Here is a 12,976-nt window from a genome sequence, read left to right on the forward strand (position 1 = left end):
TCAGCGGGCCAGAGAGGCATGGTCGCCCATGACGACCACGGGGTGCAGCGCGGGGTCGAGCGTGCGCAGCAGTTCCTTCATGTGCTCCTCGGCGATGCTCACACATCCGTGGGTGGGCCCGCCGTGGTCGACGTGGAACCAGATGCCGCCGCCGCGGCCCGCGCCGAGCGGCCGGGTCCAGTCGAGGGGTGAAGTGCCGGGCTTGCGGTTGTAGTCGATGGCGACCACGTAGTCGAAGGAACCGTCCAGCGGCTCGCCCTCGAAGCCGGTGCCCGGCGAGTGGAAGCCGGGGCCGTGGTCGTAGGGCAGCTTCGAGCCGGGGTCGGCCAGCAGCCCGCCGGCGTCGGTGAGGCCGTAGACGCCGACGGGCGAGCGCAGGTCGCCGCCCATGTGCCGGTCGCTCCAGCCGCGCAGCGCGTTGTGCGCGGGCCAGGGGGTGCCGGCCTGCCAGCCGGACCCGGTGCGCCGGTACAGGACGACCGTGGCGAGCGGCGAGTTCCTGCCGCGGCCGCTCACCACGACCACCTGCCGTGCGTTCGCCGGAACCGCCGCCCGGGTCCTGGCCCCGAGACCGGGTATGTCCCGTGGCGCCGCCTCCGCGGCGGCGGGCGCGGGAGGCGCCGGGGCACCCCGGACGGAGGCCGTGGGGTGCGCCGGACCTGCGGACGCGGCTCCTCCGCATCCGGTGAGCAGAAGGGACGCAGCGAGCAGCGCTGCACGGGGGCGGTGCATGATCATGAGGTGACCTTGGCCGGGAGATGTGTGGAACTCGTCAGGTTCCCCATGCCCGTTCGGCCGAGGATCACGGGTGGCGGGGCTTGCCCTGTGTGTAGAGCCACGTCGTGAACAGCCGGTCGAGGTTCTTCCCGGACTGCCGTTCCGCGAGACGTTCGAACTGGGCGGTGGTGCCGTGGCCGTAGCGGTGCTGCTCGGCCCAGGCGCGCAGGATGCGGAAGAAGTCGCGGTCGCCGACGGCGGTGCGCAGGGCCTGCAGGGTCATGGCGCCCCGGGCGTAGACGGGGGTGCCGAAGATGTGGGCGCCGCTGCCTGGGGCCCCGGGCGGGAACGCCCACAGGCCGTCGGTGGCGGGGCGGGCGTAGAGGGCGTCGAAGGACTTCCGGGCGCTGTCACCGCCGTGCTGCTCGCTGTAGAGCCACTCTGCGTAGGTGGCGAAGCCCTCGTTGAGCCAGATGTCCTTCCAGGAGGTGAGGGAGACGGAGTCGCCGAACCACTGGTGGGCGCTCTCGTGGACGAGGGTGCTCAGGTCGGGGGCGCTGTCGTACACCGGCCTGGTCTGGGTCTCCAGCGCGTAGCCGACGTTCGGGGCGTGGTCGACGATGGAGCCGGCGGCGCGGTAGGGGTAGGGGCCGAACAGCTTGCTCTCCCACTCCAGCACCGAGGGCAGCTTCTTCAGCACCGGCTTCGCGGCTGCGGCCTCCCGTGGGTCCACCGCGTCGTAGACCTTGAGGCCGCCCCGGGTCGTGTACTGCGTGACCTGGAACGTTCCCACGGTGGCGGTGGCCAGGTAGGCGGCCATGGGTTCCGTCTGACGCCAGTGGAAGGTGGTCCCGCCCTTCCTGGTGCGCTGTCCGAGCAGGACGCCGTTGGCGACGGCGGTACGGCCCCGGGGGACGGTGAGGGTGAAGTCGTAGGAGGACTTGTCGAGGGGATGGTTGTTCGCCGGGAACCAGGTCATGGCGCCCTGCGGCTCGCCCGCGACGAACGCGCCGTCGTCGGTGGGGATCCAGCCGTCGAGGGAGCCGTCGGGGTCGGTGACCGGGCGGGGGCTTCCGTTGTAGGTGACGGCGACCTGGAACCGCTCGCCCTTGCGCAGGGCGCGCCGGGGGGTGACGACGAGCTCCTGACCGTCGCGGCGGTGTGCGGCCTTGACGTGGTCGACCGTCAGACCGGTGATCTTCAGCCCCTTGAAGTCGAGGTCGAAGCGGGTGAGCCGCTGGGTGGCGCGGGCCGACAGGACGGCCGTGCCGTCGAGGTGACGGCCGGTCGGGTCGTAACGCAGGGTCAGGTCGTAGTGGCTCACGTGGTAGCCGCCGTTGCCGGCGAGCGGGAAGTAGGGGTCGCCGACGCCGCTCGTGCCGACGGGGCCGGCCGCCACGGCGGGACCGGCCGCGGTGAGCAGTGCGGCCACGGCGACGGGGACGGTGGCGGCGACGGCCTCGCGGCGCAGCAGGGCGGGGCGTCTGCGGGGGTGTGTCACGTGCGCTCCTAGGGGGGTGGCGGGTGATCAACGCCCCTCAGACTAAGGACTGGACCCTCGCCTCTCCCCCTCATTCAGGTCAAGCCGAACAGGAGCGGCGGGCGCCGCGCGGCTAGGCTGGGAGACCCGCCGACCCGAGGACGGCCACCATGTCGGTCAGCGTTCGCCGCGTGTACGACCCGCCCGAGCCGGAGGACGGCGTGCGCGTCCTCGTCGACCGGTTGTGGCCGCGGGGGGTGTCCAAGGAGGCGGCCCGTGTCGACGAGTGGCCCAAGGGGCTGACCCCGTCCACCGAGCTGCGCCGTTGGTATCACGCGGGCGAGGGGACGTTCGAGGAGTTCGCCCGCCGCTACGAGGCCGAGCTCGCCGAGCCCGGGGCGCGCGAACCGCTCGACCACGTGCGTGACTTGGTCGGGCGGGGACCCGTGACGCTGCTGACCGCCGCGAAGTCCCCGGAGCAGAGCCACACGGCGGTGCTGGTCCGCCTGCTGGAGGCGGACCGGCACTGACCGACACGCGGACGTCAGCCCGTCTGCTTCGCCGCCGCTCGGCCGGCCGCCCGCCCGGAGAAGAGGCAGCCGCCTAGGAAAGTGCCTTCGAGCGCGTTGTAGCCGTGGACGCCGCCGCCGCCGAAGCCGGCCACCTCGCCGGCCGCGTACAGACCCTCGACCGGCTGCCCGTCGGCGCCCAGGGCGCGTGAGTCGAGGTCGGTCTGGATGCCGCCGAGCGTCTTGCGGGTGAGCACGTGCAGCTTGACGGCGATCAGCGGGCCGGCCGCGGGGTCGAGGACGCGGTGCGGGGTGGCGACGCGGCCGAGCCGGTCGCCGATGTAGCGGCGGGCGTTGCGGATGCCCTGGATCTGGGCGTCCTTGCTGTACGGGTTGGCCATCTGCAGGTCGCGGGCCTGGATCTGGCGGCGCAGGGTGTCCGCGTCGAGCAGCGGTTTCTCCGTCAGCCCGTTCATCTTCTCGACCAGCTGCTCCAGCGTGTCGGCGATCACGAAATCGGCGCCGCGGTCGAGGAACGCCTGCACGGGGGCCGGGGCGCCCTTGCCGAGCAGCCGGTCGCGCAGGACGGCCTTGCGGTCCTTGGCGGTGATGTCCGGGTTCTGCTCGGAGCCCGACAGCGCGAATTCCTTCTCGACGATTCTGCGGGTGAGGACGAACCAGGAGTGGTCGTACGCGGCGATGTCCTCGGTGGTGCGCAGGTGCTTGAGGGTGTTGAGGGTGTCGTAGCCGGGCAGGCAGGGGTCGGGCAGCCGGCGGCCGAGCGCGTCGAACCACATCGAGGAGGGGCCGGGCAGGATGCGGATGCCGTGGCCGGGCCAGATGGGGTCCCAGTTCTGGATGCCCTCGGTGTAGTGCCACATGCGGTCGCGGTTGACGAGGCGGGCCCCGGCCTCGGCGCTGATGTCGAGCATCCGGCCGTCGACGTAGGCGGGGACGCCGGTGACCATCTCGGCGGGCGGGGTGCCGAGCCGTTCGGGCCAGTAGCGGCGGACGATGTCGTGGTCGGCGCCGATGCCGCCGCTGCTGACGACCACGGCCTGCGCGGTCAGTTCGAACTCGCCGATCGGGTCGCGGTTGGAGGCGACGCCGCGCGCGGAGTCGTCGGCGGCGAGGACCGTGCCGCGCACCCCGCGCGCGGCGCCGTCCGAGAGGACCAGCGCGTCGACGCGGTGCCGGTGGTAGAAGGTCAGCAGGCCGTCCTTGGCCGCCTGCTTGGCGTAGCGCACGAAGGGTTCGACGACGCCCGTGCCGGTCCCCCAGGCGACGTGGAAACGGGGGACGGAGTTGCCGTGGCCGTCGGCCCGCAGGTCGCCGCGCTCGGCCCAGCCGACGGTCGGCACGAAGGAGATCCCGTGCCCGGCGAGCCAGGTGCGCTTCTCCCCCGCCGCCCACTCGACGTAGGCGCGCGCCCAGCGCACCGCCCAGGAGTCCTCGTCCTCGGTCCGGTCGAACGCGGCGCTGCCCTGCCAGTCGCTCCAGGCCAGGTCGAAGGAGTCCTTGACGCCGAGCCGGCGCTGCTCCGGGGAGTCGACGAGGAAGAGTCCGCCGAAGGACCAGAACGCCTGGCCGCCGAGGTTGGCGGCGTTCTCCTGGTCGACGAGGGCGACCCGTCTGCCCCTGCTGGTGAGTTCGTGCGCCGCTACGAGGCCCGCGAGGCCCGCTCCGACGACGATGACGTCCGCGTCCATGGCGTGGGTTGCCTTTCTCATTCGGAACATCCGGGAGGGGGTGTGCTGCCGTCGGTCAGCAGCGCGGTGAGCAGTTGCTTCAGCCAGCCGCGGGCGCGGTCCACGTCCTTGTCCAGCAGCAGTTGGGTGGTAACCCCGTCGTAGGCGGCGACCACCGCGTGGGCGGCGGAGTCGGCGTCGCCGAGGACGGCGGGCAGCGGGGTGCGGGCCAGCCGGTCGGCGATCGCGCCGCGCAGCCTGGTCCGGTGCTCCAGGAGGGTCTGCGCGACCGTGGCGTCGCGGGCGGCGTGCACCAGGAAGTCCGTCTTCACCAGCAGCCAGTCGAGGTCGAGGAGGAGCACCTCGGTGACGCGGTCCACGGAGGCCGGCACGGCCAGGTCGGGCCCGCCGTCGGCGAGGGCTTCGGCGACCTGCCGGGCGATGAGGTCGGCGCGCTCCTGGTAGAGGGCGAAGAACAGTTCGTCCAGGCTGGCGAAGTTGGAGTAGAAGGCGCCCCTGCTGTAGCCGGCGGCGTCGCAGACCTCCTCGATGGAGACCCGGCCGAAGCCCTTGGCGGCGAACACGGCGAACGCGGCGTCGAGCAGGTTGGCGCGGGTGCGGGCCCGCCGCCGGGTCACGCGTCCCGCCGGCTCCGGGTGCCGTACGTCCATGGCTGGACCTCCGTTCGATACGCGAATGTATCCGATACACAGATGTATCGAAAGGGCCCGGACCGCGGGCGCACACGAGCCGCGCCGACCTCGGCGAACACATTTTCGATTAAGGCGTACGCTGGGACGCATGACCGCGCACCACCTTCAGGGCTCCCTCTTCGACCAGGCCGACGCCCCGCGCCTCGGCCCCCTCGACGGGCTCCGCCGCACCACCCTCGGTGCGGGCGCCTGGATCGACGTGCTGCCGGGCTGGCTCACCGGCTCGGACACGCTGTTCGAACACCTGGCGGTGGAGGTCCCGTGGCAGGCCGAGCGGCGCACGATGTACGACAGCGTCGTCGACGTGCCGCGTCTGCTGGCGTTCTACGGAGCGGACGACGACCTGCCCCACCCGGTGCTGGAGGAAGCCCGCCGGACCCTGTCCGCGCACTACGCCGACGAGCTGGGCGAGCCGTTCGTCACCGCCGGCCTGTGCCACTACCGCGACGGCCGGGACAGCGTCGCCTGGCACGGCGACCGGATCGGCCGCGGCGCCCGGCTCGACACGATGGTCGCGATCCTCTCCGTGGGCTCGCCGCGCGACCTGCTGCTGCGTCCGGCGGGCGGCGGCGAGACGGTGCGGCGTCCGCTGGGGCACGGCGACCTGATCGTCATGGGCGGCTCCTGCCAGCGGACCTGGGAACACTGCGTCCCCAAGTCCACCCGGGCCGCCGGACCGCGCATCAGCGTCCAGTTCCGCCCGCGCGGGGTGCGCTGAGCCCGCGGCGCCGACGCGGCCCGGCCCGGCCCGGTCCCGTCGGGCGGGGAGCCCCGCCCACCGCCTCTTGCGCACGGTCTGCTTTGCTGTCCCCGTCGAGCACCTCGCGAAGAACACGGGACGGCCATGCGGGCAGACGTACGGCAAGTGGCGGACGGCACCTACCTGGTGCACGGCAGCAACACCAACTGGGTGATCCTCACCGACGGGGACGCGGTCACGCTGATCGACACCGGCTACCCGGGCGACCGTGAGCTGGTCCTCGACTCCCTCACCTCCGTGGGCAGTTCGCCGGAGGCGATCACGGCCGTGCTCGTCACGCACGCCCACAACGACCACCTGGGCTCCGCCGAGCACCTGCGTGCGACGTACGGCGTGCCGGTGTATCTGCACGAGGCCGAAGTACCGCACGCCCGCCGCGAGTTCCTCCAGCAGGTGAGCGTCGGCGAGGTGCTGCGCAACGCCTGGCGGCCCGGCGTGCTGCCGTGGATGGTGCATGCGCTGCGTTCCGGCGGCACCGAACAGCACCCGGTCACCGCGCCCGAGGCGTTCCCGGCCGCCGAGGGTCCGCTCGACCTGCCCGGCCGGCCGGTCCCGGTGCACACCCCGGGGCACACCGACGGGCACACCGTCTTCCACCTCCCGGACCGCGGGATCGTCGTGTCCGGGGACGCGCTGGTCAGCGGGCACCCGACGTCCCGCCTCCGCGGTCCGCAGCTGCTGCCGGACATGTTCCACCACGAGCGCGGTCGCGCGGTCGCGTCGCTGGACGTGATCGCGGGACTGACGGGCGAGCTGCTGCTGCCCGGACACGGACCGCTCCACCAGGGGTCCGTGAAGGCCGCGGCCCAGCAGGCCCACGAACGCGCCGTCTAAGGTCAGGTCATGGCTTTGCAGATCAGCGCCACCAACCCGGAGCACCCGGCACTCCTGCTTGAGCTGCCCTGGCACGTGCCCCTGGAGGAGTGGCCCGAGGAGGTCCTGGTCCCGCTGCCGCGCGGCATCTCCCGCCACGTGGTGCGCTACGCCCGGGCGGGCGACGAGGTGATCGCCGTCAAGGAGCTCGCCGAGCGGCCCGCGCTGCGCGAGTACGAGCTGCTGCGCGACCTCGACCGGATCGGCATCCCCGCCGTCGACCCGCTGGCCGTGGTCACCGGTCGCACCGCCGACGACGGGTCGCCACTGGAGTCGGTGCTGGTCACCCGGCACCTCGGCGGTTCGATGCCGTACCGCTCGATGTTCGAGACGACGATGCGGCCGGCCACCATGCACCGGTTGATGGACGCCCTCGCCGTCCTGCTGGTGCGACTGCACCTGGCCGGGTTCGCCTGGGGCGACTGCTCGCTGTCCAACACCCTGTTCCGACGGGACGCGGGCGCCTACGCCGCCTACCTCGTGGACGCCGAGACCGGCGATCTGCACCCGCAGCTGAGCACCGGGCAGCGCGAGTACGACCTCGACCTCGCCCGCGTCAACATCAGCGGCGAGCTGCTGGACCTGGAAGCCTCCGGGGCGCTGCACCCGTCGGTGGACCCGATCGAGTTCGGCATGGAGATCTGCGCCCGCTACGGGGCGCTGTGGGAGGAGCTGACCCGCACCTCGGTCTACCCGGCGGGCAAGTACCACTACATCGAGCGCCGGATCCGCCGCCTCAACGAGCTCGGCTTCGACGTCGCCGAGATGCAGATCGAGCACTCCTCCAACGGCGACACGGTCACCTTCGTGCCCAAGGTCGTCGACGCGGGCCACCACCAGCGTCAGCTGCTGCGCCTGACGGGACTGGACACCGAGGAGAACCAGGCCCGGCGGCTGCTGAGCGACCTGGAGAGCTGGATGGCCACCCAGGACGACTACGCCCCGGGCGACCCGCTCGCGGCCCGCCCGGAGGTGCTGGCGCACCGCTGGGTGCGGGACGTCTTCCGGCCCACCGTGCGTGCGGTGCCGCTCGAGCTGCGCGGCTCGATGGACTCCGCGGAGATCTACCACGAGCTGCTCGAACACCGCTGGTACCTGTCGGAGCACGCGCAGCACGACATCGGGCTCGACGCCGTGGTCGAGGACTACATCGGCAACATCCTGCCCAAGGCGCGCGAGACCCTGGAGCCGACCCTCCCGGAATGAGCCCGGGGCCGCGCGCGCCCCGCGGGTCAGTCGTGGGGCACGACGGCGACCGGGCAGTCCGCGTGGTGCAGGACGCCGTGCGCCACGGAGCCGATCCGGGCGCCCACCGCCGTACGGTGGGCGCGGCGGCCGACCACCATCAGCTGGGCCCGTCCGGCGACCGACAGCAGTACCTGGCCGGCGCTGCCCATCTCCACGTGCTCCACCACGGGCACGTCGGGGAACCGCTCCCGCCACGGCTGCAGCGCCTCCGCCAGCGCCTTCTTCTCGTACGGCTCCAGGCCGCCGGCCTCGTCGAGGAGCCTGAGCGAGCCGGGGCTGTAGGCGAACACCGGCGGCAGCGTCCAGGCCCGCACCGCGCGCACGCCCGCGCCCCGCGCGGCCGCGGTCTCGAACGCGAAGCGCAGGGCCGGCGCGCTGTCCTCGGGCTCGCCCTGCTGACCGACGACGATCTCGTGCGCCGCCGCCTCGGACGACGGACGGTCGCCCGCGCGCACCAGCACGACGGGACGCGCGGCCTCGGCGATCACCTGCCGGCCGACCGAGCCCAGCAGGAATCCCACGACGGGTCCGTACCCGCGCGAGCCGAGCACCAGCAGTTCCGCCCCGGCCGCGGCGGCGACCAGCGACTCCACCGGGCCGCCCTCCTCGACGTCGGCGGTGACGCTCAGCGCGGGGTGCCGCTCGGCCACCGTCGCCACGGCCCGCTCGACCGCGTCGCGCACCCATCGCTCCTGCGCGTCGCGGTCCGCCACGTCGGCCGCCGCGTTCGGCTGGAAGCGCCAGGCGTGCACCACCCGCAGCGCCAGGTCACGCCGGACGGCCTCGCGGGCCGCCCAGGCGAGCGCCGCGAGGCTCTCGTCCGTTCCGTCGACCCCTGCCGTGATCGGGCCCGTCATCCCGCCGCCTCCTCGTGTCGTGATCACATCCGTCGCCCCCAGTCTTCACTACGCTGCCGGCATGACTCTGGAGTGGGAGCAGACGGTCGTGGACGCGACCGACCCGGTGGCGCTGGGACGGTGGTGGGCCGCGGCCCTCGGCTGGGTGGTGGTCCACGACGCCCCCGACGAGTACGAGATCCGGCAGCGGCAGGACCGGCTGCCGGGTCTGGTCTTCGTTCCGGTGCCGGAGGGGAAGACGGCCAAGAACCGGCTCCACCTGGACTTCCGGCCCGACGACCAGCACGCCGAGGTGGCCCGTCTGCTGTCGCTGGGCGCGCGCCGCGCGGACGTCGGCCAGGGCGAGCAGCCGTGGGTGGTGCTGGCCGACCCCGAGGGAAACGAGTTCTGCGTGCTGGGAGAGCGGCAGCCGGCTTGACGGCGTGCGCCCCGGGCTGTGCCGTGAGCGCACGGTTCGCCCTTGTCCCGGAGCGGACCGGGCCGATCGAACATACGATGGGCGGAGCCGGCACGGGGCTCTGCCGTGCCGCCATGAGCAATGACCCTCTCGGGGTGGGAGACGTATGGCACAGGCCGCCGAAACCGCGCGGACCGTCATCCTGACCGTGGACGACGATCCGGGGGTGTCCCGGGCCGTCGCCCGTGACCTCAGGCGCCGCTACGGCGCCTCGTACCGGATCGTGCGGGCCGAGTCCGGGGAGTCCGCGCTGGACGCCCTGCGCGAGCTGAAGCTCCGCGGCGACCTGGTGGCCGTCATCCTGGCCGACTACCGGATGCCGCAGATGAACGGCATCGAGTTCCTCGAACAGGCCCTGGACGTGTACCCCGGCGCCCGGCGCGTGCTGCTGACCGCCTACGCGGACACCAGCGCGGCGATCGACGCGATCAACGTCGTCGACCTCGACCACTATCTGCTCAAGCCGTGGGACCCGCCCGAGGAGAAGCTCTACCCGGTCCTGGACGACCTGCTGGAGGCCTGGCGGTCCAGCGACCACCGGCCGGTGCCTGCCACGAAGGTCGTCGGGCACCGCTGGTCGGCGCGTTCCTCCGACGTACGGGAGTTCCTGGCGCGCAACCAGGTGCCCTACCGCTGGTACTCCGCCGACGAGCCCGAGGGCCGACGGCTGCTCGCGGCGGCCGGCGTGGACGGACAGCGGCTGCCGCTGGTGGTCACCGCCGACGGCACGCCCCTGGTGGAGCCGGACGCACCCGAACTGGCCGCCCACGTGGGGCTGGCGACCACGCCGACCGCGGACTTCTACGACCTCGTGGTGATCGGCGGCGGACCGGCCGGCCTCGGCGCGGCCGTCTACGGGGCCTCCGAGGGGCTGCGGACGGTGCTCGTGGAGCGGTCGGCGACCGGCGGACAGGCCGGGCAGAGCTCGCGCATCGAGAACTACCTGGGCTTCCCCGACGGCGTGTCCGGCGCTCAGCTCACCGACCGGGCGCGGCGGCAGGCGGGCAAGTTCGGCGCGGAGATCCTCACCGCGCGCGAGGTGACGGGCCTGGAGGTCAACGGGTCCGCGCGGGTCGTGCGGTTCTCGGACGGCTCGGCGGTGGCCGCGCACAGCGTGATCCTCGCGACCGGCGTGTCCTACCGGCAGCTGGCCGCCCCGGGCTGCGACGACCTGACCGGCTGCGGCGTGTACTACGGGTCCGCGCTCACGGAGGCGTCCTCCTGCCAGGGGCACGACGTGTACATCGTCGGCGGCGCCAACTCCGCCGGGCAGGCGGCGATGTACCTGGCCAGAGGCGCCAAGTCGGTCACGCTGCTGGTGCGCGGGGAGTCGCTTGCGGCGTCGATGTCGTACTACCTGATCCAGCAGATCGAGGAAGCGCCCAACATCTCGGTGCGCCCCGGCACCGTCGTCGAGGCCGCGCACGGGGACGGCCGGCTGGAGCAGCTCACACTGCGCGACGTGGCGAGCGGACGGACCGAACTCGTCGACGCGCAGTGGATGTTCGTGTTCATCGGCGCCGCCCCGCTGACCGACTGGCTGGACGGCACGGTGCTGCGCGACGAGCGCGGGTTCATCCTGGCCGGCCCCGACCTCACCCCGGACGGGCGGCCCCCGGCGAGCTGGGAGCTCGACCGGCCGCCGTACCACCTGGAGACCAACATCCCCGGCGTGTTCGTGGCGGGCGACGCGCGCGCGGAGTCCGCCAAGCGCGTCGCGTCCGCCGTCGGAGAGGGAGCCATGGCCGTGATGCTCGTCCACCGCTACCTGGAGCAGTCATGAGCGGGAAGCCGATGCCGTGCAGCCCGGCCGAGATCAGCTCGCTGTTCCTGTTCGAGAAGCTCTCCCCCGAGCAGCTGGGACGGCTGTGCGGCGAAGGCCGGGTGGAGAAGTTCGAGCCCGGCCCGGTGTACACCGAGGGCGACCCGGCGACCTGCTTCTACGTGATGCTCGACGGCACGGTCGTGCTGTACCGCAGGGTCGGCGCGGACGACGTCGAGGTCAGCCGTACCTCCCAGCGCGGGGTGTACGCCGGGGCCATGCAGGCCTACCTGGGCGACCAGGTGCCGCAGGTCTACAACAACTCGATGCGGGTGACCGAGCCGACCCGGTTCTTCGTGCTGCCGGCCGAGTCGTTCTCGGCCGTCATGCGGGAGTGGTTCCCGATGGCGGCGCACCTGCTGGAGGGGCTGTTCTTCGGCTCGAAGAACACCCAGCGGGCGATCGGTCAGCGCGAACGGCTGCTGGCGCTGGGCTCGTTGTCGGCCGGTCTCACGCACGAGCTGAACAACCCGGCCGCGGCGGCCGTGCGGGCCACCGCCACGCTGCGCGAGCGGGTGGCGAAGATGCGGCACAAGCTCGCCGTCATCGCGTCCGGCGCGTACGACCCGGAGGCCCTGACCCGACTGATCGAGATCCAGGAGCGCACGGCCGAACTGGTCGCCAAGGCACCGGTGTTGAGCCCCCTGGAGGCCTCCGACCGGGAGGACGCCCTCGCCGACTGGCTCGACGACCACGACATCGAGGAGGGCTGGCGGATCGCCCCGACGTTCGTCCAGGCCGGGCTCGACGTGGACTGGCTGGAGCAGGTCGCGGCCGCCGTCGCGCCGGACATCCTGCCGGGCGCGGTCGGCTGGCTCAACTACACGGTGGAGACCGAGCTGTTGATGGACGAGATCGACGACTCCACCAACCGCATCTCCCACCTCGTCGACGCCGCCAAGCAGTACTCTCAGCTCGACCGCGCGCCCTACCGGGTCGTCGACGTGCACGAACTGCTCGACTCCACCCTGCTGATGCTCTCGGGCAAGATCGGCCGGCGCATCGAGGTCGTCAAGGACTACGACCGCACGCTCCCGGCGATCCCGGCCTACCCGGCCGAACTGAACCAGGTGTGGACGAACCTGGTCGACAACGCCGTCTTCGCCGTCGACACCTCCGGCGGGGAAGGCACGCTGACGGTGCGGACGGCCCGCGAGGGCGACCGGCTGCTGGTGGAGTTCCGCGACTCGGGGCCCGGCATCCCGCCGGACATCCGCGAGCGGATCTTCGACCCGTTCTTCACCACCAAGCCGGTCGGCGAAGGCACCGGTCTGGGCCTGGACATCTCCTGGCGGATCGTCGTCAACAAGCACCACGGCAGCCTGCACGTGGAGTCCGTTCCGGGCGACACCCGGTTCCAGGTGCTGCTGCCGCTGACCGCCCCCGAGGCCGAGAACGCCCAGGACGAGCCCGAGCACCCCGAGAACGCCGAGAACGCCGAGGAGACGGTATGACCGACGTGGACCCCATCGACCCGAGCGTCCCGCCCAGCGGCGCGGGCTGCGTGGACTGCGACGCGAGCGGCGGCTGGTGGTTCCATCTGCGGCGCTGCACGAGCTGCGGACACATCGGCTGCTGCGACTCCTCGCCCGCGCAGCACGCCACCGCGCACTACAAGGCCACCGGTCATCCTCTGGTGCGCAGCTTCGAGCCGGGCGAGGAGTGGTTCTGGGACTACTCCACCGACGAGCTGTACGAGTCCGGGCCGGAGCTCGCCCCGCCGGTGAGCCACCCCGCGGAGCAGCCGACGCCGGGGCCGGCCGGCCGGGTGCCCGCGGACTGGGCGCGGCTGCTGCGTCGCTGAGGCCGCCGCGGCCCGCCCGGCAGGGCTCCGTTCCTGGTCGCGGGCCGC

The 12,976-nt window shown here is 72.8% G+C and carries 13 protein-coding genes; 8 read left to right on the forward strand and 5 right to left on the reverse strand.

The annotated features are described in order from the left end of the window. Together BG482_RS28855 and BG482_RS28860 are read right to left on the reverse strand one after the other, a co-directional pair. A complete protein-coding gene (locus tag BG482_RS28855) occupies positions 1-738 on the reverse strand; it encodes a L,D-transpeptidase family protein (RefSeq protein WP_069772091.1) in 738 nt (245 codons plus the stop codon). 64 nt (positions 739-802) lie between these two features. Next, on the reverse strand, positions 803-2,218 hold the full coding sequence (locus BG482_RS28860; RefSeq protein ID WP_069772092.1) for a M1 family metallopeptidase: 1,416 nt from the start codon (positions 2,216-2,218) through the stop codon (positions 803-805). 149 nt (positions 2,219-2,367) lie between these two features. Here BG482_RS28860 and BG482_RS28865 point away from each other — a divergent pair, with 149 nt between their 5' ends. Further along, positions 2,368-2,727, forward strand: a complete 360-nt coding sequence (locus BG482_RS28865; protein ID WP_069772093.1) for a DUF488 domain-containing protein — start codon at positions 2,368-2,370, stop codon at positions 2,725-2,727. 14 nt (positions 2,728-2,741) lie between these two features. Here BG482_RS28865 and BG482_RS28870 read toward each other — a convergent pair whose 3' ends face one another. Further along, the gene (locus BG482_RS28870) at positions 2,742-4,415 is read right to left on the reverse strand and encodes an FAD-binding dehydrogenase (protein WP_069772094.1); all 1,674 of its coding nucleotides are present in this window, start codon (positions 4,413-4,415) and stop codon (positions 2,742-2,744) included. Positions 4,416-4,432: 17 nt separating this feature from the next. Further along, positions 4,433-5,065, reverse strand: a complete 633-nt coding sequence (locus BG482_RS28875) for a TetR/AcrR family transcriptional regulator (RefSeq protein WP_069772095.1) — start codon at positions 5,063-5,065, stop codon at positions 4,433-4,435. A gap of 130 nt (positions 5,066-5,195) precedes the next feature. On the opposite strand from BG482_RS28875, the gene BG482_RS28880 reads away from it, so the two are divergent. The 3 genes from BG482_RS28880 to BG482_RS28890 all read left to right on the forward strand — a co-directional run bounded on the left by BG482_RS28880 (position 5,196) and on the right by BG482_RS28890 (position 7,946). Beyond that, complete coding sequence (locus BG482_RS28880) at positions 5,196-5,825, forward strand: alpha-ketoglutarate-dependent dioxygenase AlkB (RefSeq protein WP_069772096.1); 630 nt, start codon at positions 5,196-5,198, stop codon at positions 5,823-5,825. A gap of 126 nt (positions 5,826-5,951) precedes the next feature. Further along, positions 5,952-6,701, forward strand: a complete 750-nt coding sequence (locus BG482_RS28885; RefSeq protein ID WP_069772097.1) for an MBL fold metallo-hydrolase — start codon at positions 5,952-5,954, stop codon at positions 6,699-6,701. 9 nt (positions 6,702-6,710) lie between these two features. After that, positions 6,711-7,946 (forward strand): DUF4032 domain-containing protein, encoded by a 1,236-nt coding sequence (locus tag BG482_RS28890; RefSeq protein WP_069772098.1) that lies wholly within the window; start codon positions 6,711-6,713, stop codon positions 7,944-7,946. Positions 7,947-7,972: 26 nt separating this feature from the next. Here the strand turns inward: BG482_RS28890 and BG482_RS28895 are convergent, their stop codons facing one another. Then, on the reverse strand, positions 7,973-8,845 hold the full coding sequence (locus BG482_RS28895; protein WP_069772099.1) for a universal stress protein: 873 nt from the start codon (positions 8,843-8,845) through the stop codon (positions 7,973-7,975). 61 nt (positions 8,846-8,906) lie between these two features. Between BG482_RS28895 and BG482_RS28900 the strand changes: the two genes are divergently transcribed. The 4 genes from BG482_RS28900 (at position 8,907) to BG482_RS28915 (ending at position 12,928) form a co-directional block, all read left to right on the forward strand. Further along, the gene (locus tag BG482_RS28900) at positions 8,907-9,263 is read left to right on the forward strand and encodes a VOC family protein (RefSeq protein WP_069772156.1); all 357 of its coding nucleotides are present in this window, start codon (positions 8,907-8,909) and stop codon (positions 9,261-9,263) included. 145 nt (positions 9,264-9,408) lie between these two features. Beyond that, the gene (locus tag BG482_RS28905) at positions 9,409-11,085 is read left to right on the forward strand and encodes an FAD-dependent oxidoreductase (RefSeq protein WP_069772100.1); all 1,677 of its coding nucleotides are present in this window, start codon (positions 9,409-9,411) and stop codon (positions 11,083-11,085) included. Next, positions 11,082-12,578, forward strand: a complete 1,497-nt coding sequence (locus BG482_RS28910) for an ATP-binding protein (protein ID WP_069772101.1) — start codon at positions 11,082-11,084, stop codon at positions 12,576-12,578. Before BG482_RS28905 ends, BG482_RS28910 begins: the two co-directional genes overlap by 4 nt. After that, positions 12,575-12,928: a UBP-type zinc finger domain-containing protein gene (locus tag BG482_RS28915; protein ID WP_069772102.1), complete on the forward strand. Its 354-nt coding sequence runs from the start codon at positions 12,575-12,577 to the stop codon at positions 12,926-12,928. Before BG482_RS28910 ends, BG482_RS28915 begins: the two co-directional genes overlap by 4 nt. The last annotated feature ends 48 nt before the right edge of the window (positions 12,929-12,976 follow it).

The sequence above is a fragment of the Streptomyces sp. LUP30 genome, from assembly GCF_001746365.1.
Classification (GTDB): Bacteria; Actinomycetota; Actinomycetes; order Streptomycetales; family Streptomycetaceae; genus Streptomyces.